Here is a 20,969-nt window from a genome sequence, read left to right as displayed (position 1 = left end):
TTAAGAGGTTAAAATTTAGGAAAAGTGCATTAATAAAGTCCGATTTTCTATATTTGCCTAAAGCCATTTTTTTATGCTACAAATAAATGTAAAGAATGAAACTTCAAGATTGCGGGCTGTCGTTTTGGGATCTGGGATCAATAATGGTCCAACTCCCACAGCCGATGAAGCGTATGATCCCAAATCATTAGAGCATATTTTGGCAGGAACGTATCCTGTTGAAAAAGATATGGTCAATGAAATGGAAGCTTTCAACCAAGTTTTTCAAAAATATGGCGTAAAGGTTTTTCGTCCGCAAATGATTGAAAATTACAACCAGATTTTCGCCAGAGATATCGGTTTTGTAATCGATGACACCTTTATAAAAGCCAATATCCTTCCGGATAGAGAAAGAGAATTAGATGCAATCCAATATGTAATCGACCAAATAAATCCAGCAAAAGTAGTGCGTCCGCCCGAAGAAGTTCACATTGAAGGTGGCGACGTGATGCTTTGGAACGACTATATTTTTATCGGAACTTACAAAGGTTCTGACTATAAAGATTATATCACGGCCCGAACCAATATGGAAGGCGTGAATTACATCAAAGAATTATTTCCAAACAAAATTGTAAAAGAATTTGACTTGGTAAAATCTAAATTAGAAGCCCGCGATAACGCGCTCCATTTGGATTGCTGTTTTCAGCCCGTTGGTAAAAATAAGGGAATTATATACAAAAGCGGATTCCGCGAAGAAGCCGATTATTTGTTTTTAGTCAAGCTGTTTGGAAAAGAAAACCTTTTTCATATTGACAGAAACGAAATGTATAATATGAATTCCAATGTGTTTTCTATTGCCGAAGACGTGGTGGTTTCTGAAAGAAATTTTACACGACTTAACAATTGGTTAAGAAGCCAAGGATTTACAGTGGAAGAAATTCCTTATGCAGAAATTGCAAAACAAGAAGGATTATTAAGATGTTCAACATTGCCATTAATTAGAGATTAATATATCCAAAATTAGTATGAAAAAAGCACTTTTAATCTTCTTAATCCTTCTGTCAATTAATTGCGTTGGGCAAAAGAAAACTGAGAAAGCGAACGGTATTCAAGTTCAAAATCAAGTTACGGCTAATGATTCTGCAATTAAAGTGATTTATAAAGAAAATAAAAACAATGCTAATGAAGCAGCTTTTTTTCTAAATGGAAAATTAATCGACCAGACTGCTTTAAGGACGATAGATCCGAAAAACATAGAAAAAGTTGACGTTAAAAAAGGAGAATTTGAAATTGAGAATGTCAAATTTTCTGGAAAAGTTTTAATTCAAACAATTGAAAAATATAATCCAATATGGATTTCTTTAAATGACTTGAAATTAAAATATACCAGTATTAAAAATGATTTGGTGATTTTTAAAATTGATGATAATATTATAAATACTGATTATGATAAAGCTATTGTGGATGAAAATTACTTGCTTAGAATTATAGTAGAAGATTTCGAAAATAAAAATGATATCAAATTAAAATTTATAAAACTGACCACGAAGTCAGAAGAAAATATAAAAAAATCAAAGCAAATCAGTGTTCGCGGAGATGAAGAATTATAATAAAAAAAAGAGATTTTGCCTTAAACTTTTCACACTAAACCCTAAAAGAAAATGAAACAGACAACAAATTCCATTTTAATGATTCGTCCGGTGGGGTTCAGAATGAACGAGCAAACAGCGGTTAACAATTATTACCAAAAAGTTTTAGACGGATTGCTTCCGGAAACGGTCAATTTAAAAGCACAGTTAGAATTCGACGAATTTGTCGTGAAATTGAGAAATGCGGGAATCAGCGTAACGGTTGTTGAAGACACAAAAAGTCCAGACACGCCAGATTCTATTTTTCCAAACAATTGGATTTCTTTCCATGAAAACGGCGATGTGGCTTTGTACCCAATGTTTGCTGAAAACCGCCGTGAAGAACGCCGCGAAGACATCTTGGATTTATTGGAAGAAGATGGCTTCAAGATTGAAAACATCGTGGATTACACTTCTGCGGAAGAAGATCAAATTTACTTGGAAGGCACCGGAAGCCTCTTGATCGACCGTCCAAACGGAAAAGTATACTGTGCGCTTTCGCCTCGTGCTGATGAAGAATTGGTCATTGAATTTTGTGAAGATTTTGATTATGCGCCCGTTATTTTTGAAGCGTTCCAAACTGTAAATGGCGAAAGAAAATTGATTTACCACACCAATGTAATGATGTGCCTAGGTGAAACTTTTGCGGTAATCTGTGCCGATTGCATCGATGATAAAAAAGAGCGCAAGATGGTTTTGGACAATCTAAAAGCAGATGACAAAGAAGTGATTTTGATCACAGAAGATCAAGTGAACAACTTTGCAGGAAATATGCTAGAGGTAAGGGGAAAAGACGACAAAAGATATTTGATTATGAGTGACGCAGCTTACAAAAGCCTGAAGCCAACTCAAATCGAAAAGTTAGAATTTCATTGCGAGATTTTGACTTCAAGCTTGGACACGATTGAAGCGTGCGGTGGCGGAAGCGCTCGTTGCATGATGGCAGAAATCTTTTTGCCAAAAGAATAATTTGATTCTAATTATAAAAAAAAATCCCAAATCTAATTTGGGATTTTTTTTGTTTTAGCGATATTCTTGATCATTCCGGCAAAAATAAAATAATGAAAGGGAACCAGTGAATACCAGTACAGTCTTCCGAAAATGCCTTTGGGCCTGAAAGTTGCAATTTGGTGCAAGACATTTTTATCATCAATTCTAAATTCAAGCCACGCTTCACCGGGAAGCCGCATTTCGGCAAAAAGCAACAATCTTTTCTCGGATCTATTTGCTAACAAAACACGCCAAAAATCTAACGCGTCGCCATTGTCCAAATGTGTTGGATGCGTCCGGCCTCGGCGAAGGCCCACGCCGCCAAATAATTTATCCATAAAACCGCGCGCGCGCCACATCCAATTTCCATAATACCAACCGCGCAGGCCGCCGATGGCCCAAATATTTTCTAAAACTTGTTCGGTATCAGCCAATTTTAGCTCTAATTTTTGATGGTCTTTCAAACAGCCATATTTGGGAATTTCTATAAACTGCGACAGATTTTGTTTAAACCGGCCCGAAACCATGCTGTCTTTCCAGCTGGAAATTACTAAATTCTGTTCGATTTTTTTGAATGCTAATTTAATCGCATCGGTGTAAGAAAGGGTTTTTATTCCTAATAATTCCTGCAGTCTTTTGTCTTTGGCCACGACTTCCATTTTCATGCTGTCGACTAAATTCAGGGCTAGTTTATAAGAAGTGGAAGTCACGAAGTAAAGCCAATAAGAAGAAAGCTTGGGCGTCATCACGGGAACGGTAATGATCCAGCTTTTAATGCCACGTACTTTAGCATACAATTGCATCATCTGTTTGTAAGTCAAAACATTTGGCCCGCCGATATCAAAGGAATCGTTGTAACATTCTTTTCTACCTAAAACGCCGATTAAAAACTGAATCACATCCCGAATGGCAATGGGCTGTGTTTTGGTCAAAACCCACTTTGGAGCAATCATCACGGGTAATTTTTCGCATAAATCTCTGATGATTTCAAACGAAGAACTTCCAGAGCCGACAATAATTCCGGCTCTTAAAACCGTCATGTTGAAGTTGCCTTTGTATAAAATGTCTTCAACGTCTTTTCGGGATTGTAAATGTTTTGAAAGTGTTTTGTTGTTCACAATGCCGCTTAAATAGATCGACTGTTCAATGCCGATGTGATTCATGTACGCATTGAAATTTTGAGCTGATTGGGCTTCCATGGCATCAAAAGTTTCTGTGGAAGAGGACATGGAATGAATTAAATAATAGGCAGCATCGGCTTCCTTTGGGCAGTTGTCAAAGTTGGGTTCTTGCAGAAAATCAACTTCCCATAACGTTACGGCTTCTAGCAAATTTTCTTCCAAGCCAAAACGGTTTTTATCCCGCACGCAACAAATCACTTCGTGGCCTTGCGCAATTAATTCGGGCAATAAGCGCCTTCCAACGTAACCATTTGCGCCAGTAAGAATAATTTTCATGGGATGTTTTTCTTAAAGTTAAGGAGAAAAACGTCTAAACAGTAGTTAAAGTTTTGAGAATGTTAACCACCGCGCTACTGATGTACTGTACTCCGATAGCGATAACAATAAAACCAATGATCCTTGAAATGGCAACGATTCCTGAAGCGCCAAGAATTCGAGACAGATAATTTGCGCTGCGCAATACTAAAAAGATGACAATCGCAACCGCAGCAATGGCGATACAAACCAAAATCTGCTGGTTTAGTGCTTCATAATCTTGATAAAGCGCAATCAAAAGAGACATGGAACCAGGTCCTGCAAGCATGGGAATGGCTAATGGAGTCAGGGCAATATCATTTCTTTTTTGGGCATCATTTTCTACCTTTTTGTTCACGCCCCGCGTTTTGTTAAACCTTCCGGTAAGAAGTGCAAAACCTGAATTTAAGATTATCAGTCCACCAGCAATTCGCAAGGCATCAATACTGATTCCGAAGAAATTTAAAACATATTGGCCTATGAAAAACGAAATAATCAATATGATGAAAACATTAACTGCCGTCCACAAGGAAATTCGGGACCGTTCTTCTTTGGTATCATCTTGTGTTAATCCTACAAAAATTGGAACGGCTCCAAGCGGGTTGATTACTGAAAAAAGCGCAGCAAAAACATAAATAAAAATCTCCATAGTTTTTTTGTAAAATTAAATCGCAGACTGGTGGTTGTGAGTAAAGTTAAAAATAATTAATCATTATCAAATAGAAACCCGTATTTTCTTAAATCATTTACGTTGCGGTATAATTCTTATATTTGTCAAAATTGTGTGACTTAAATGATTTTATGAAAAATATTTTGCTTGTATTGTTTTTAGGATGTTTCATAAATGTTTTTTCACAAACCCTGGAAGGAACAATTTATATAAAAGGTACTGAAATTCCGTTGCAATCAGCGAATGTTTATTTGGACGGAACCACAATTGCAACTACAACAAACGACCAAGGATATTTTAAAATTGACAGTCGAGGAAATACAAAAAGTGACTTGGTTATCAGTTATATTGGTTTTCTCACGACAAGAATTCCGTATCCATCCCAGCAAAAAAAGAGGATTATTTTTTTAGAAGAAGATGCTATCGCTATAGAAGAAGTGGTTATCGGTCGAGGTCCTTTCTCTAGAAAAAGTATGCTAAAAGCTTTTAGAGAACAATTTCTCGGAACTTCAAAAGCAGCTCTTTCCTGTAAGATTTTAAATGAAGATGATATCAATCTTTATTTTGATATTGACACCAATATTCTTTCGGCAACAGCAAGAAATCCGTTAAAAATTAAAAATTCTTATTTGGGTTATGAAATTAATTTTGATTTGGTTGATTTTCAAGTAAAATATAAAGTGCAAAGCTTGAGTAGTTTTTATATTCAAAATAGTATGTTTGCAGGAACTACTTTTTACAAAGATTTATCTAAAAAAAATAAGGCTGCAAAAAAGAGAAAAGATACGTATCTGGGTTCTTCTCCGCATTTAATGTATGCTATTGCTCAAGAAAATTGGCAAAAAGAAAAATTCAAGCTTTTTGTAGACCGCTTTCAAGTGGATCCAAAAGAATATTTTCAAGTTAAAGACACTTTAGATATGAAGCAGATTAGCATCATAAAAGAGCCAATGATGAAAGTTGAAAAAGTGAAAAAAAATGCGGTCAATTTTATAGATACTTCAAAACCTCAAGTGGTTGAATATGAAGATAAAAAAGCATACTTTCAGATTTTGTACGACGGAAATTTACAATCAATAGCAGACTTTGGAACAAAACTATTTTATGTTGATGAAAACGGAAATTACGATGCTTTTTACAACATACTTTTTGGAGGATACATGGGAAGTCTAAAAGCAGGAGATATGCTTCCTTCGGATTATTTCCAAACCATAAAAGAGAATCATTGATGTTATATTTTTTATAAATAGAACAAAAAAGAATACAAAATTAATTAAATTTATAGAATATAAAAAAGTTATGAGAAATAAAAAAACATTGGTACTGGGAGCTTCGTCAAATCCGGCGAGATATTCTTACATGGCCATCAATAGCCTTACGGCAAAAGAACATTCGGTAGTAGCCATCGGCCAAAGGGAAGAAGAAGTTTTGGGCGTGAAGATCCAGACAAAACAGATTCCGTTTACCAATATTGATACAGTGACATTGTATTTAAATCCGTCGCGTCAGAGAGATTATTACAACTATATTGTTTCGCTTTCGCCAAAAAGAGTCATCTTTAATCCCGGAACCGAAAATCCAGAGTTTTATCAGCTCTTGAAATTAAACAATATCAAAGTTGAAGTGGCTTGCACATTAGTGATGCTTTCCACAAAACAATATTAAGATTTCAGTAATTATAAAAAAAACGGCAACCTATTTAAGTTGCCGTTTTTTTTATGTTTAAAATTTAGTCTGTCCTTCGGCAGGTTTGCTGATCAGCATCAAGCCTAAGAAAGTCAAGGCTCCGTTTAAAATAATGAGTTCTTCTGCAAATTCATAATTTCCAAAAATAACTTTTGAATTCAAGCTGATTAAAAAAGTGATTGCGGGTGCCAAAATACATACAATTGGAACAAATTTATCTTTGACGGTTTTGTTTTTCATAAATAATCCGAAAGTGTATAATCCTAAAAGAGGGCCGTAAGTATAAGCAGCAATCTTAAATATCAGGCTCACCACAGAATCAGAATTGGCCCAATAAATTACTAAAATCACTACAAACATCAATAATGAAAAACCAACGTGAACAAAATGTCTTGTTCGCACCATATTTGGTTTTGATGCATTTTCAGGCTTGTCCATTCCTAAGAAATCTACGCAAAATGACGTTGTCAAAGCGGTTAAGGCAGAATCTGTCGTTGCAAAAGTGGCAGCCGTTAATCCGAGTAAAAAAATTACTGACGGAATAATGGTTAAGTAATTGAAAGCGATTTCTGGAAATAATAAGTCTGTTCTCGGTTTTCCGGTAACGGCATCCATCGGAACATTAATTCCATTTTTTTCTGCGTATAAATAAAGCAAAGCTCCCACGCTCAAGAAAAAGATATTGATAACCACAAAAATGCCGGTAAAGGTGAACATGTTTTTTTGGGCTTCGCCAATGTTTTTACAGCTGAGGTTTTTTTGCATTAAATCTTGGTCAAGACCTACCATTGCAATGGTTACAAAAATACCGCCTAAAATTTGTTTCCAGAAAAAATTACTTTTCAGCCAATCTTCAAAGAAGAATATTTTAGAATAATTACTTTCTTTTACTGCTTCAAAAGCTTGTGGGATATTGTAATCTAAACTGTCGCAAATAAAATAAATTGTAAAAATAACAGAGGAAACTAGAAACAAAGTTTGCAAAGTGTCGGTGATAATAATCGTTTTCAATCCGCCACGATAGGTGTACGCAAAAATAAGTGCCAAAGAACCTAAAACGGTAACCCAAAACGGAACCCCGAACGAATCAAAAACATAGCGCTGCAAGACAATTACCACCAAATAAAGACGTGCGGCCGAACCAATTGTACGGCTTATCAAAAAGATTGTAGCAGCTGTTTTATAAGAAGCAAAACCCAATCGCTGTTCGATATAACCATAAATAGAGGTCAGGTTCATTCGATAGTAAAGTGGTAAAAGCACTTTGGCAATCAAGATAAATCCGATGGCGTTTCCTAAAACAAACTGAAAATATTTAAATTGAATATCTGGCGAACCCACTTGCCCTGGAACCGAAATAAAAGTCACGCCAGATAAGGCAGTTCCAATCATTCCAAAGGCAACAAAATACCATTTTGAGTTTTTATTGGCTTTAAAAAAAGCATCATTTCCAGAGTCTTTTTTGCTGACGGCATTGGAAATCAGGATTAAAATTCCAAAATAAACTATGATGATGAGTAAAATCGTTAGCGGCTGCATGTTTGAGTGTTTGCTGCAAAGCAACTAAATTTTAGGGAAATAATTGTGTTTTTTGCATTTATTCTTTGGCTGTTTCCCGAACGGCTTTCATACAGTATCCATACATTAACCATGCTTTATCCATACATTAACTATGCTCTGTGTCTCGTCCTGACCCGTCCTAAAATAACTATACAGGTTATTAAATTAATCCTGCTTTAGCTATACAAATATAATTTTTAATCCTGAAGCAGCTATACCGCTGTCTTAAGTGTTGCTGCCCTTTGGGATTCCCTCTTTTTTCCGATTGCAGGTGCGTTCCGGAGCCGGGCAGGTGAATTTTCCTTTCTTATTTTTCGAGGCCTGGCCAAGAATTTCCCTGACGTGGGCCGCACGGATGTCCGGCTCTGCCATCATGGGTGTTGCGCGGCTTGATGTTCATCTGGGCCTTCCCAATGTTTTTTTTAAGCTTCGGGCTGTGCGGTTACGGGTTTTTTTTTTGCTGCTGCCGGTTCGGCTATCCGCCAACGTGTGCCTTTTTTGGGCTTGCGGCCGCCGCCTTAAAACACGAATCGGGGAAAAAAAGGCGCGCCCAAATGCCATTTTTGTGTTGTTAATCGGCGATAAAGGCTTTTCATCGAAAAACCGAACGATTTTATTTTTGAGGTGTTTTTTGATTCTACCTTTGCACAGAATTTTAAAAAAAACAAATTAAATTTAATACCACATTCCCCATGAAAAAAATGATTTTAGCCTCTTTTATAGTACTAGGCATGGTTCAAGTTAACGCACAAACCGCTACCCTGAATGTAAAATTGAAACCGATCCAAACCTTGACGGTCAATACCGCACAACAAACCGTTAATTTAGAATACGTGACTACCGCGGATTACCAGGACGGTGTAACGGCATTAAAGCAAGACCACCTGTCTGTGTACAGCACCGGAGGATTTCAAGTACAAGTAAAATCTGCCGAAGCAGCCATGCAGACCGGTACGAAGACTATGCAAGTGAGCACCATTAAAATTAAGGCAGCGGCAGGGAGCGATGCTGTAGGAAATGCGAGTTATGCGCCGGCCATCAGCTTGTCGAACCAAGAAACGACCTTACTGTCTTCCAGCAACGGTGCCGTAAATAAAAAGATCAATGTGGAGTATAAAGGTGCCGGTGACAATGCTTATATCGACAACTATATTGCAGGCCAGAACCCAACGGCTTATACGACTACACTTACGTATACCATTGTAAGCCAATAAGCTTGCCGATCCAAAATAAATAATAAGTGCTGCAAGTAATTGCGGCACTTTTTTATTTCGCTAACTTTGTGCCCTAAATCACTCCGGCGCCACGGCGCTGCCAATTCGATATGAAATGAAACAGCTTACTTTATTATTTTGCCTGTTCCTTGCCCAGGTGCAGGCGCAAACGGGTATTTCAGTATCCCCGCCCCGTGTTTATTTTGATTCCAGTCCGGGAAGCAGCGGCACCCAGAAAATAACCATCACCAATGTGAGCGATAAAAATTCGCTGGACCTGGCGGTAAGCCTTGGGGACTGGGAGTATGATTTCAAAGGGGAAAATATGATGTATCCCGCCAACACGCTGCAGCATTCCTGCGCGAGCTGGCTTTCTGTCAAGAACGAGGACACTTATTTTACCCTGGAGCCGGGACAGCGAAAAGAGCTGGACGTCACGCTGACGCCACCCATGGCCCAAGACAGCCTGGCGGCGCACACGGCTATCTTGTACGTGAGCCAAATGAACCCCGTGGATGATGTTGACAGCAAAGGCACCAATATAAAGGTAAGCGTCCGTTCTGGCATCAAGGTATTTCACAAGGCACCCGAGGCGGACAGCCGAAAGATTGAGATTGAAGATTTGAAATTCAGCCAGGCTGCCCATGCCTTTACCCTGAAATTTCAAAACCAATCTAAAATTTGGGTGGACGGAAAGGTGATCACGGAAATCCTCAATACCCAGACGGGAAAGAAAACAGACGTTGATACCCTCGTATTTTATACCCTGCCGGGCAACCCGCGGCAGCTGACGATTCCGCTCGGGAAGACACTCGAGAAAGGAAACTATACCGCTTCGGTCCTGATTGATTATGGCGACGCCTCGACTATGGAAATGGCAGAATTAAACTTTACGTATGAATAGGCTATTCTTTCTGGCGGCGGCCTGCAGTTCTTTTTTTGGCTATGCGCAGGTGTCTTTCGGCTCCTGGACGAACGGCTATATGCAAATCAACTCCTACAACGGCACCACCAATGCTGACGCGATCACCATGACGCTGTCTGGAAACGGCACCATCAACATGCCCCATTGGCGCATTGCGGCCAAGGTGCTGCAGCCCATTACCAGTGCCAACGGGCAGCATGTGATTCCTGCGAACAAAATTTCTGTACAGCCGATTTCCTCTACCGGGCAGGCCCATCCCAATCCGATTCCTACGATTTCTGAGATCGGCGCCCCCCTGAACGTGTTTTTACAGCAGAGCACCGACGTTTTTTTAATCCCGCAATCCAATGTGCCCCTTTACAATGCACCCGCGCAGCCCAACGGCTATTACAACCTGCAGCTGAAGTACGCCATGACGCTGAACGGCGGGGCGTACCTGGGAAGTTTTCCAGCGTGGACTGATTTTTACGCGCCCATCGAGCTTACGGCCTACGACCGGTACAATACGGTTATCGGCAGGATGACCCATACCTTCCGGTTCCAGATCGGCAACATTACCGATGCTCCCGCACCGGCGGTGCTGTCGCTGACTGTCACTATGGGGGCGTCTAACGGGGTGCTGGAATTCAACAGCATGCAGGATTACAGCAACGGCGTCAGCGTAACCTATCCCAACGGCCTTGAAGCGCGCAGCAGCACCGCCTTCCAGATCAAGGTCAAGGCGCAGGGGGATCTGCGGTCTGCCATCGGCAACGTTGTTCCTATCGGCGCGGTGCACCTGGCCCTTTTGCCGGCGGCCGGGGCTTCGCAGAGCAGCGGGCCGCCTGTAGCGCTGAGCCTGACCAACCAGATTCTGGCCACCGGCAGCCACACCAATGGCGGCGCCTACCGCTATGATGTCAAATACTACACCCTGGCGCAGGACGAACGCTTGGTCAATGCAAAGCCAGACCACTATGCCGCTACCTTGCTCTATGAGATTACTCCCCAATAATATCCCACCCATGCCCCGTTCTTTTTTTACAGCCGCCGCCTTCCTGCTTGTTTTTTTTATGGCGGGCCAGGCTGTGGCGCAAGACGGCGCGCGCGGGATTTCGATCGCGATCGAAAAAGACCTTTCCCCTAAAAATTCCAGGCTGGTTACACTGGTCGTGGTCCTTAAAAACCTGGAATCCAAAAGCGTTTCCGGTCAGCTGACCTTCAGTGTGCCCGAAGGCCTCCAAAACATCAATGCGGCGGCCATTGCCGTGGCACTGCAGCCTCTGGAAACCCGCTACCTTCCCGTGAAGTTTCTGGTGGGCACTGATGCGGCGGCCGGCGCCTCCGTGCTGGTGGCCAAATTGACCGGCGCCTCCGGCGAATTGCTTGCGTCTGCCCGCACGGTCCATTCGATCGAGATCAACAAGGATCTGGTCATTGCCCCGCTGGCCGGCACGATCTACCGATCGGATGCCCATGGGCCGGTAACGGTCAGCGTAAAAGTGGATAATTTGGGCAATGTGGCCCAAGACGTCACGATCCTCTGCAAGTTTCCGGATCCGGCAACTGCCCACCCATTTGCAACGCAGCTGGGCACGATCGGTGCCCGGAAAGATTCTGTTTTTACCTTCACGTTCCTTCCTTCCAAACTTTTGGCCGCGCAGCCGCGGTATTCGGTCAGCATCTCCGGGTTCAGAAATCCAGAGAACGAGCTGTTTGGGGGCAGTACCGTTGTCGTGCAAAATACCTCCAGCGTTCAGTTTTTCCAGCAGACCGACTACAATCGGTTTTCGGACGAAACGCAAAATTACGTGACCACCAGCTATCGGTCTGTTGGGAGCGATACGAATGTATTCCAGCTTTCTGGAGCGGGCGGCGCCAATCTGCCTGGAGGCAGCCTTTTTGTGCGCGGCAACATTGCCCTGATCGACGGCCAGGAAAATCCGCTTGTGACCAACACCAGCATCACGTTTGCCCAGGCACGCAACCAGCTGACTGTAGGCAGCATCAACAAGCAGCTCGACATGCCGCTGTCGGGAAGGGGCGTGTCGTTCAGCCACGTGTTTGAAGACACCAAAAAAATTACGTTCGGCTTTGTGGACCAGAACTACAACCTGGCCGAGAAGGACAGCTGGCTGCGGCAGGGCTATGGCTTTTACGGCCAGGCCACGCTGTTCCATGACAGCAGCTCGAAAAACCTATCGGCCTCCTATGTCTACCGGCACGACCCTTTTGAAAAGGCAGTACACCAGACCCTTGGTTCTGAGCTTCAGTATGCGTTCCACCCGGACTGGCATTTCAATGCCAGTGTCAACGGCGGTCTCAGCCAGTACGATTCGAACGGCTCGGTACAGCCTTCTTTTGCCGTGCAGTCCAACTATTCCGGCAAAATAAAAAACGTCCGCCTGAACGGGAATTATTTCTTCAGTTCTGATTTTTATCCCGGCAACCGCCGGGGCAGCCTGCAACTGCAGCAGCATGCGGTGACGGAGTTCGGTGGCAACAGCCTGCGTGCCAGCGCTACCGTGTCCCACTTTTCGCCCAAGTTCCATCTGTATGACAACACCCAAAAGTCGGGCACTATGCTTTTGGAATTGGGGAACCGCTTCCCTAAGCTCAACGATTTTACGCTGGGCCTGGTCTATCAGTTCCAGAGCGAGCGTTCGAATACCTACGGTTCTTTTTTCGGAGGGGCGCCCCATGCGACGCTCCAGCAGCTGCGCGCGCACCGGCTGATCGAGCAGGTTTCGTGGGTGGGTACCGCTTCGCGTCAGGCGGCGGTGCTGGCGGCAGAAACCGGCCTGGCCTCGCGTTCGTGGGACCGCGGGCCTGAATTGCAGCTGAAGTTCAACGGGAATTACAGCTTTCGGAACGTGAACCTCAACGCGGTGTACCAGCGTGGCGGCTATTACCTGTCTGAATATGCTTTTTCCACCTTGCCGGGCGGGGATCGAAAGTATACCAAGCTCAATACCTCCTTATTTTACAACAGCCAATTCTGGAAGGACCAGGTGGTGGTGAATACGGGGCTTGCCTATATTGATGATGCGGTCTACGGCCAATCGCCATCGGTCTTTGTCAATTCGAAGTACACCGGGCGCCGCATCAGTTCATTTTTAAATACCTCCTGGTACCAATATTCGTCGGGCACGGTGCGCAACAGAATCCTTACGGTGGAAGTGGGGCTGACCGTACAATTGGGCAAAACGATTCTGAATCCCAATAAAAAAGGAACGCTGCAAGTCCTGGCCTTTTACGACCGCAACACGAATGGCGTTTTTGACGAGGGGGAGGCCGCTGCCAGTGATTTTAACATCAAGCTGGGCGCCATCGTGCTGCAGACCGACAGGGACGGCACGGCCTATTACAAGAGGGTGCCTTTTGGAAGCTATGCGCTCCAGCAGCTGACCCAGCAGGGCTGGTATTATGACGATGCGACGGTGGTGGTGGACCAGTACACTGATCTACTGCTGGTGCCGCTGCGCCAAAGCGGGTCGCTCCAAGGCGCGGTTGTTTTTGATTATAATGCCAAGACCGACCTGGTCTTTGAGCAGCGCGCTTCCGGGATTGCGTTTGCGGTCCTTAAAGACAACCAGCTGGTGAAGAAACTGTACACCGATGACGACGGCAAATTCACGTCGTTCCTGCCGACCGGTACCTATACGCTGGTGCTCGATGAACGCTCCCTGCCTGCCCAGACGTTCTGTGCTACCAAGAGCGCTGCCATCGAGGTGGCGTCGGGCCAGATTCTGGTGGTTCCCGCGTTCCACATCCGCGTCAAAGAAAAGAAAATCAACACTAAAAAGTTTACGAACTAGCCCTGCGGGGACGGGGCAGGCCCCGATCCGTGCGTTGCGGCGGTATCGGGCATCCCGGCGCCTGCCGTAACGGCCTGCGCTTTGCCTGCTGTTTTTGTTCCCTGAGCAATGCATTGCAACATCCGTCCAACGCGATTGCCGCTGCAACGGCCTGATTTTTTTTTGGGGAATTGCTACTGTCTGCCCTGAAGCATTTTTAAAATGGCTGCGGTGGCGAGCGCCCCAATTACGTAGTAGCCCACCGTCATTGCTTTTACCTGCGTGTTTTTTGCGACGGGCTTGGCATCCAGTCCAATCTGTTCCGGAACCGTAACGGCACCGATTCCGGCGACAAGTCCCAGGGAGACGGCTTTGCCAAACAGCTGGTTCGGACTGTTTCCAATCATGCTGTAATAGGCCGCATTGCTGATCAGATCGCCTGCCAGAGTCGCATTGTATATGGTCTGCCTGCTGTTCATTTGGCTTCCGAAAAAGCCCACGACCTTTTGCAGCGCTTCTTGCCCCACAAGATCCACCCTGGGCGCATCCACCTTTGATTTTTTAAACGATTCGTGCAGCAGGTTTAATACGATGGCGCCGCCAAGGCCGGCTAGAAAGTTTTTAGGACTCATAACTTTTACATTTTTAGGTTAGCTGTTTATAAAGTTCCCTTTTTTTTGGAAACCGGCCGTTATGCTATTTCTCCAATTGTTTACACGGTTTCCCCCTATTGCCCGGCGTTCAAGCTGGTGCGCCGCAGCCTCTTTTAAAAGCTCCAAAACGGCCTAGGAAATTTACATACTAAAAACTAAATACTTATCTTTGCGGCCTATGGAATTCAGCTCAAAACTTTTAGAAAAAGCCGTGTACGAAATGTCGCAACTGCCCGGCATCGGAAAACGGACTGCCCTGCGACTGGTGCTCCACTTGCTAAAACAGCCCAAGGAGCGGACCCGATTTTTATCGCAGGCACTCTTGTCGCTTCGCGAAGACATCCAATTTTGCCAGAGCTGCCACACTATTTCTGATACTGCCCTCTGCGAAATCTGTTCCAATGAAAAACGGGACAAAGCCCTGATTTGCGTGGTAGAGGATATCCGGGACGTGATGGCTATTGAAAATACGGGGCAATTTAGGGGGACCTACCATGTCCTAGGGGGCAAGATTTCGCCTATCGACGGCGTCGGGCCCAGCCAGCTAACCATTTCCAGCCTTGTTTCAAAGGTGCGGTCGGGGGGCATCCGCGAACTGATCTTTGCGCTGAGTTCTACGATGGAAGGCGATACCACCAATTTTTATATTTACAGGCAGCTGCAGGATGCGGACATCATTACTTCCGCGATTGCCCGGGGCATCTCTGTGGGCGATGAACTGGAATATGCCGATGAGGTTACGCTGGGGCGCAGCATCCTGCACCGCGTTCCGTTTGAGAATTCCCTGAAAAATAAGTAGAAAACTTGCCCCGGCTGTAATGAAAAACTATATTTGTTCCCTTAAAATCCCATCCATGAATAAGGCCTTATTGATCTTCGTGCTTCTGGCAGGTATTTTTTTTACTTCGTGCGTTCCGACACAAGACCTGATCTATCTTCAAGATAAAAATAATTCAGGCGCCGTTCCGGCCATACATCCAGTGGTGGCAAAACCCTACCGCATCCAAATCAATGACGTCCTGAGCATCAAGTTAAAGGCGCTTGATCCTTCGCTGGTGGCGATGTTTAACGCCGGAGATACCGGTGCGGCGGGGGAGACCGAGCAGTCGCTTTACTTCAGCGGCTATACTGTGGACGACCATGGAAACATCCGAATGCCTGTCTTGGGCGAGATGAACGTCCTGGGCTTTACCCTGGAAGAGATCCGCCTTATGATTGAAAAGCAACTGCTGGACGACTATTTCCATAAGGAAGCCAATATTTTTGTCACTTTGAAACTGAGCGGCCTGCGTTATACCGTGAATGGAGAAATCGGCTCGCCGGGAAGCAAAGTCCTGTTCCAGGAAAAGGCAAATGTCATGGAGGCTATTGCCAATTCTGGCGATATAACGATTACCGGAGACCGAAAAAATGTCATGATAATCAGGCAGTTTCCGCATGGGACTGAAAATGCACTCCCTTGACCTGACCGATATCAGCGCCATGAATTCTCCCTATTATTATCTGCAGCCCAACGACTACATCTATATCAAGCCGCTGAAGCAAAAATCTTGGGGAACCGGAACCACCGGAATTTCTTCGCTGGGCACTATTATCACGCTTATTTCGTTAGTAACCACTACCATCGTTCTGTTAACCAGATAAACTGATCTTAATTTATGCTTGATCCAAAAGACTTTTCTTTTTTTGAAAACCAAAATAATTTCGATTTCAAAGGCTTTCTGCTAAAAATATTGAGCTACTGGAAATGGTTCCTGCTCAGCCTTGCCCTCTGTCTTTTTGCCGCCTACCAGCTGAACATCCGGAAGCAAAAGATTTACGGAATGGAGAGCACGATAGCCATCCGTGAAGAAAGCAATCCGTTTTTTACTTCCAATACCAGCCTTGTCTTCAACTGGGGCGGCACTTCCGACAAGGTACAGAGTGTCATTACCACCTTAAAATCACGGTCGCACAATGAAGCGGTGGTGGCCAAGCTCCAGTATTACATCAAATACCTGAAGGACGGCGAATACCAGATGGAGGATGCTTATGGCGAATCGCCTTTCAGGGTCTCCATCGACCCGCACAAAGGCCAGCTATTAGGCCTTCCGATCAAGATCAAATTCGTCACGCCCACCGAATACGAACTGTCCGTGCCCTTTTCCTCGCCTTCGGCGGCGGTCATGACCTATGCGGACCAGTCGGTGCGCCACGTTGCGGTTTCGCCGCAAGAATCCGTCAAAAGGGCTGCGATCGGCACCCCGCTGGACCTGCCTTACCTCCACTGGAACCTGCAGCTGCAGCCCGATGCCAGCGGCTACGTGGGCCGGGAATTTTACGTGCGCTTTGATGATTTTAACGGGACGGTGGCCCAGTTCCAGGGAATCCAGGTGGAAGCCGACCTGAAAGCGGGATCCATCATCCGCCTGGGCATGCAGGGCACCAACAAAGCCGTTATGGTGGACTACCTGAACGCGACCGTTGACGTGCTCCGCAAGAACCAGCTCGACAGCAAGAACCAGTTTGCGATCAACACCATCGCCTTTATCGACAGCACGCTTGTTGCCATGGAAGGCGTGCTCAAGGGAACCGAAGGCCAGCTTAAAGAATTCAGAAAGGGAAAAAATGTGCTGCAGCTTGAGGAAGGCGGCGAAAAGATTTCGGAAAAACTGTCGGAGCTCGACCTTGAGCGCGACGGCATCCGCCGAAAACTATCCTACTATACTACGCTCAAGTCGTATCTGAACAACAGCGTCGACTATTCAAAGCTCCCGGCTCCGGCCGTAGCCGGAATCGAGGATCCCAATGTGGTGGGCAATGTTTCCCGCCTGATTGCGCTTTCCGTCCAGCGTTCGGAAAAGGCCTATGCCGTAAAAAATGCGCGCTTCTTCAAGGATTTTGACAATGAAATGGAAGCCATCAAAAAAGTGCTTCTTGAAAATATCGAATCGGCCAAGGCCGTCATGGAAAACGACCTCTCGCTGGTCAGCACGCGTATTGCGTGAACGGAAGGCACCATCCGGAAGCTTCCCGAGGAACAGCAGGACCTCCTGAAAATCACGCGCGCCCATGACCTGACCGAAACCGTCTTCAATACTTTTATGGAGAAGCGGAATGAGGCCAATATCGTCAAGGCAGCCAACCTTTCCGATATCCATTTTATCGATCCGGCAAAAGATACCGGCGGGGGGCTGATCGGGCCGAAGACCAGCGTCAATTATGTCATGGCCTTGTTTTTAGGGATGCTTTTTCCGCTTTCCGTGGCCTTTGTCATTGTTTTTCTTGACAACAGCGTGCATACTGCCGATGATATTGCCCAGCTTACCAAGATCCCGCTTCTGGGCGTCATCGGGAAGAAAAAAGGAGCAGGGAACCTTGCCGTCTTCGAGCGTCCGAAATCAGCGCTTGCGGAGTCTTTCCGGGCTATCCGGTCGTCGCTGCAGTTCCTTTACAAAAAGCAAAACCGCACCGGCGCCAAAACGCTGATGCTGACTTCCTCCGTGAGCGGGGAGGGGAAAACCTTCTGTTCGATCAATATCGCGACGGTTTTTGCCTTGAGCGAAAAAAAGACGGTCATCGTGGGGCTTGACCTTCGAAAGCCCAAGATCTTTGCTGATTTCAACCTTCAAAACGAGGTGGGCGTCGTCCATTACCTCATCGGGCAAAAAACGCTTGCGGCCATCACGCAGCGGACCGAAATTCCGTATCTTGACGTCATCACTTCGGGGCCGATCCCTCCCAATCCGTCGGAACTTCTTTTGGGGGAATCGATGTCCGAGCTTTTGGAGGAGCTGAAAAAAGAATATGATTATATCATCCTGGACACGCCGCCCGTAGGGCTTGTTTCCGATGCGCTGGAACTTGCCCCTTTCTGCGACGCCATCCTTTATGTGGTACGCCAGCACGTTACCAAAAAAGCCATGCTGCACCTGGTCAACGACAAGCACAAGCGCGGGGGCTTTCCAACATCAGCATCATTTTAAATGGTTTTGAGAGCAATGCGCGTTCTGGCTACGGCTACGGCTACGGTTATGGCGATTACGGTAAGGGCTACCATGAAGAAGGGGGCGCACCCGGCGTCCTGAACCAAATAAAAAGCAAATGGCTCAAAAAATAGCACCGCCCGAAGCCGCACTTGAAAACGAGCCGTGGCTGTATGAAATCGCGCCGAAGAACAAGCTTCTGGCTTTTAATTTTAAGGAAATCTGGCGCTACCGCGACCTGCTTTTTCTTTTTGTGAAGCGGGATATCGTGACGTATTACAAGCAGACCATCCTGGGCCCGCTCTGGTTCCTGATCCAGCCGGTCCTTACCTCGGCGGTGCAATTTGTCATTTTTAACAAGATTGCCCAGATCGAATCTGACGGGATCCATTATTTTCTGTTTGCTTTGGCAGGAAATACGCTCTGGTTTTATTTTGCAGATTGTTTTAAATCTACTTCTGATACTTTTAAGTCCAATCAAAACGTTTTTGGAAAGGTTTATTTTCCAAGGGTAATTGTGCCGATGTCGGTTACTATTTCCAATTTGCTGAAGTTCGGAATACAATTTCTCTTTTTTATTTGCATGCTGGCTTATTTTATTTTTAAAGGTAAGGCACCGCTTCCCAATTGGGAAATTGTTTTCTTGCCCATTTTATTGTTGCAGATGGCTTTGCTTTCCTTAGGTTTTGGGATGATAATTTCTTCAATGACCACAAAATATAGAGATCTTTCTTTCTTGGTTGGTTTTGGCGTGCAATTGTATATGTATTTGACGCCGGTAGTTTATCCCACTTCTTTAGTAGTTAGTAAATTAAAGCCATATGGATATGAAAATTTGGTCTATCTGAATCCTTTGACTAGTATTTTTGAATTTTTTAAATACTCTTTTTTAGGTAGCGGAGAATTTACTGCTTTCGGGCTCATTTATTCTGCAACATTTTCTATAGTTATTTTTTTAGTAGGACTTTTAGTTTTCAATAAGACTGAGAAAAATTTTATTGATACGGTTTAAGTTGTGAGACACTTTTGGTATAATCCGATTTAAACTACTTTTTAGACAAAATTTCAAAGATGGATTTTTCATCAATGCAAAAAAAATATACTTCTGTTTTTAATTTTTACTGTACGCAAAGAAATTAGGCCGACCTTTAAGAAATGGTAAAATCTATACTGTAACTAAAACATTTTTATTTTCTATTTTACATAATTGTTTTCATACTCTCCCTATGCACTATCCATGCCTAGGATAGGGAGTATCTGGCGATGTGACCCGTCCTAAAATAACTATTGACCCGTCCTAAAATAACTATACAGGTTATTAAATTAATCCTGCTTTAGCTATACAAATATAATTTTTAATCCTAAACTTGCTATACAATTGTTTTTTGGTCATAAAAAATTCTGTTATAGTTCTTCCATCGTTTGTTTAATTTTTCTGATTGTAAATGTGTCTCGTCCTAATTTAGCCTCCTCGTGTGCAAATCTGCGCTATCGGGTTTGAAAAATATTGCGAGCACGGATTACTTCGTGAGTTTGGCTGACGCCTAGGGTACAAATCCGCGCTCTCGGATATTAAAATTTGGTCTATCTGTATTTTCGAATTTTTTAAATACTCTTTTTTAGCTAGTGGAGATTTTACTTCTTTCGGGCTCCTTTATTCTGCACTATTTTCTATAGTTATTTAGTAGGGACTTATAGTTTTTAATAAGATTGAGAAAAATTTTATTGATACAGTTTACTTTATATAAACTAAATTTTGTCTCAAAATGTTTATTGCTATGTGATTGATGTAGCTTTTGTTTTAAATTTTGTAACTTACCTACTGTTAAAATAATTACTTTTGCCAAAATTTAATTCCAACAGCGTTGTATGAAAACACTTAAAAAAGAAATAATCCTAATTACAGGCGGTGCAGGTTTCATTGGATCTAACCTTTGCGAGTATTTTCTTTTTAAAGGATATGCAGTTCGGTGTTTGGATAATTTTTCAACGGGTCATCATCATAATTTGGCTCCGTTTTTAGATAATGAAAATTTTGAGCTCATCGAAGGAGACATTCGTTCGATCTCAGATTGTGAAAAAGCAGTTTCCCATGTTGATTTTGTACTTCATCACGCTGCATTGGGTTCTGTTCCAAGATCCATTAATGATCCCATTACTAGTAATGAAGTCAATGTTTCAGGATTTTTAAATATGCTTGTCGCTTCTCGCGATGCAAAAATAAAACGCTTTATCTATGCAGCAAGTTCTTCCACGTATGGAGACTCAGAGGCATTGCCAAAAGTAGAAGACCGTATTGGTAAACCTCTTTCTCCTTATGCAATTACCAAATATGTCAATGAATTATACGCAGCGATTTTTGGAAAAACATATGGTTTAGAAACCATTGGTTTGCGCTATTTTAATGTTTTTGGAAGAAAACAAGATCCAAATGGTGCGTATGCGGCA

21 protein-coding genes are annotated in these 20,969 nt (G+C 43.8%); 17 read left to right on the top strand and 4 right to left on the bottom strand.

The window, feature by feature from the left end:
• Nucleotides 1-73: 73 nt before the first annotated feature.
• From EG849_RS01800 to ctlX, 3 genes are read left to right on the top strand one after another with little or no spacing between them, the layout of a single operon-like run.
• Nucleotides 74-988, top strand: a complete 915-nt coding sequence (locus EG849_RS01800; protein ID WP_125011384.1) for a dimethylarginine dimethylaminohydrolase family protein — start codon at nucleotides 74-76, stop codon at nucleotides 986-988.
• A 16-nt stretch (nucleotides 989-1,004) separates the two neighbouring features.
• Nucleotides 1,005-1,589 carry a hypothetical protein gene (locus tag EG849_RS01795; RefSeq protein ID WP_125011383.1) on the top strand — a complete coding sequence of 195 codons (585 nt, stop codon included), beginning with the start codon at nucleotides 1,005-1,007 and terminating at the stop codon, nucleotides 1,587-1,589.
• Between the two features lie 51 nt (nucleotides 1,590-1,640).
• On the top strand, nucleotides 1,641-2,576 hold the full coding sequence (gene ctlX, locus EG849_RS01790) for a citrulline utilization hydrolase CtlX (RefSeq protein WP_125011382.1): 936 nt from the start codon (nucleotides 1,641-1,643) through the stop codon (nucleotides 2,574-2,576).
• A gap of 32 nt (nucleotides 2,577-2,608) precedes the next feature.
• On the opposite strand, the gene EG849_RS01785 is transcribed toward ctlX, so the two are convergent.
• Nucleotides 2,609-4,054, bottom strand: a complete 1,446-nt coding sequence (locus tag EG849_RS01785) for an SDR family oxidoreductase (protein WP_125011381.1) — start codon at nucleotides 4,052-4,054, stop codon at nucleotides 2,609-2,611.
• A 34-nt stretch (nucleotides 4,055-4,088) separates the two neighbouring features.
• Nucleotides 4,089-4,721: a MarC family NAAT transporter gene (locus tag EG849_RS01780; protein WP_125011380.1), complete on the bottom strand. Its 633-nt coding sequence runs from the start codon at nucleotides 4,719-4,721 to the stop codon at nucleotides 4,089-4,091.
• Between the two features lie 152 nt (nucleotides 4,722-4,873).
• Here EG849_RS01780 and EG849_RS01775 point away from each other — a divergent pair, with 152 nt between their 5' ends.
• Together EG849_RS01775 and EG849_RS01770 are read left to right on the top strand one after the other, a co-directional pair.
• Entirely contained in the window at nucleotides 4,874-5,971 is a 1,098-nt protein-coding gene (locus tag EG849_RS01775; RefSeq protein ID WP_125011379.1) for a carboxypeptidase-like regulatory domain-containing protein, read from the top strand.
• 70 nt (nucleotides 5,972-6,041) lie between these two features.
• Complete coding sequence (locus EG849_RS01770) at nucleotides 6,042-6,407, top strand: CoA-binding protein (RefSeq protein ID WP_125011378.1); 366 nt, start codon at nucleotides 6,042-6,044, stop codon at nucleotides 6,405-6,407.
• 57 nt (nucleotides 6,408-6,464) lie between these two features.
• Here EG849_RS01770 and EG849_RS01765 read toward each other — a convergent pair whose 3' ends face one another.
• Nucleotides 6,465-7,967 carry a sodium:solute symporter gene (locus tag EG849_RS01765; protein WP_125011377.1) on the bottom strand — a complete coding sequence of 501 codons (1,503 nt, stop codon included), beginning with the start codon at nucleotides 7,965-7,967 and terminating at the stop codon, nucleotides 6,465-6,467.
• A gap of 250 nt (nucleotides 7,968-8,217) precedes the next feature.
• Here EG849_RS01765 and EG849_RS15555 point away from each other — a divergent pair, with 250 nt between their 5' ends.
• The 5 genes from EG849_RS15555 (at nucleotide 8,218) to EG849_RS01740 (ending at nucleotide 13,924) form a co-directional block, all read left to right on the top strand.
• Complete coding sequence (locus EG849_RS15555) at nucleotides 8,218-8,661, top strand: hypothetical protein (protein WP_125011376.1); 444 nt, start codon at nucleotides 8,218-8,220, stop codon at nucleotides 8,659-8,661.
• Between the two features lie 28 nt (nucleotides 8,662-8,689).
• Nucleotides 8,690-9,202 (top strand): hypothetical protein, encoded by a 513-nt coding sequence (locus tag EG849_RS01755; RefSeq protein WP_125011375.1) that lies wholly within the window; start codon nucleotides 8,690-8,692, stop codon nucleotides 9,200-9,202.
• 115 nt (nucleotides 9,203-9,317) lie between these two features.
• A complete protein-coding gene (locus EG849_RS01750; RefSeq protein ID WP_125011374.1) occupies nucleotides 9,318-10,106 on the top strand; it encodes a fimbrial biogenesis chaperone in 789 nt (262 codons plus the stop codon).
• Entirely contained in the window at nucleotides 10,099-11,121 is a 1,023-nt protein-coding gene (locus EG849_RS01745; protein ID WP_125011373.1) for a hypothetical protein, read from the top strand. Before EG849_RS01750 ends, EG849_RS01745 begins: the two co-directional genes overlap by 8 nt.
• A gap of 10 nt (nucleotides 11,122-11,131) precedes the next feature.
• A complete protein-coding gene (locus EG849_RS01740; RefSeq protein WP_125011372.1) occupies nucleotides 11,132-13,924 on the top strand; it encodes a hypothetical protein in 2,793 nt (930 codons plus the stop codon).
• Nucleotides 13,925-14,097: 173 nt separating this feature from the next.
• Here the strand turns inward: EG849_RS01740 and EG849_RS01735 are convergent, their stop codons facing one another.
• Nucleotides 14,098-14,535: a hypothetical protein gene (locus EG849_RS01735; protein ID WP_125011371.1), complete on the bottom strand. Its 438-nt coding sequence runs from the start codon at nucleotides 14,533-14,535 to the stop codon at nucleotides 14,098-14,100.
• A 199-nt stretch (nucleotides 14,536-14,734) separates the two neighbouring features.
• Between EG849_RS01735 and recR the strand changes: the two genes are divergently transcribed.
• The 7 genes from recR to EG849_RS01710 form a co-directional block, all read left to right on the top strand.
• A complete protein-coding gene (gene recR / locus EG849_RS01730) occupies nucleotides 14,735-15,355 on the top strand; it encodes a recombination mediator RecR (protein ID WP_125011370.1) in 621 nt (206 codons plus the stop codon).
• 55 nt (nucleotides 15,356-15,410) lie between these two features.
• Nucleotides 15,411-16,019 (top strand): polysaccharide biosynthesis/export family protein, encoded by a 609-nt coding sequence (locus EG849_RS01725; RefSeq protein ID WP_317125177.1) that lies wholly within the window; start codon nucleotides 15,411-15,413, stop codon nucleotides 16,017-16,019.
• Nucleotides 16,006-16,200, top strand: a complete 195-nt coding sequence (locus EG849_RS16015) for a hypothetical protein (RefSeq protein ID WP_317125176.1) — start codon at nucleotides 16,006-16,008, stop codon at nucleotides 16,198-16,200. The genes EG849_RS01725 and EG849_RS16015 overlap by 14 nt, the downstream gene beginning before the upstream one ends.
• 14 nt (nucleotides 16,201-16,214) lie before the next feature.
• Nucleotides 16,215-17,543, top strand: coding sequence for a GumC domain-containing protein (locus tag EG849_RS16010; RefSeq protein WP_317125175.1), 1,329 nt, complete (start codon nucleotides 16,215-16,217; stop codon nucleotides 17,541-17,543).
• A 12-nt stretch (nucleotides 17,544-17,555) separates the two neighbouring features.
• Nucleotides 17,556-18,521 (top strand): polysaccharide biosynthesis tyrosine autokinase, encoded by a 966-nt coding sequence (locus EG849_RS16005; protein WP_317125181.1) that lies wholly within the window; start codon nucleotides 17,556-17,558, stop codon nucleotides 18,519-18,521.
• Nucleotides 18,522-18,639: 118 nt separating this feature from the next.
• Nucleotides 18,640-19,533, top strand: coding sequence for an ABC transporter permease (locus EG849_RS01715; protein WP_125011369.1), 894 nt, complete (start codon nucleotides 18,640-18,642; stop codon nucleotides 19,531-19,533).
• 857 nt (nucleotides 19,534-20,390) lie between these two features.
• Nucleotides 20,391-20,969: NAD-dependent epimerase/dehydratase family protein (locus EG849_RS01710; protein ID WP_125011368.1), on the top strand; the 579-nt coding region annotated here is incomplete at its 3' end.

Origin of the sequence: Flavobacterium macacae (genome assembly GCF_003865365.1) — a bacterium.
Taxonomy (GTDB): Bacteria; Bacteroidota; Bacteroidia; order Flavobacteriales; family Flavobacteriaceae; genus Flavobacterium; species Flavobacterium macacae.
Note: the sequence above shows the minus strand (reverse complement) of the source record. Positions and strands in the feature narration are given on the sequence as shown.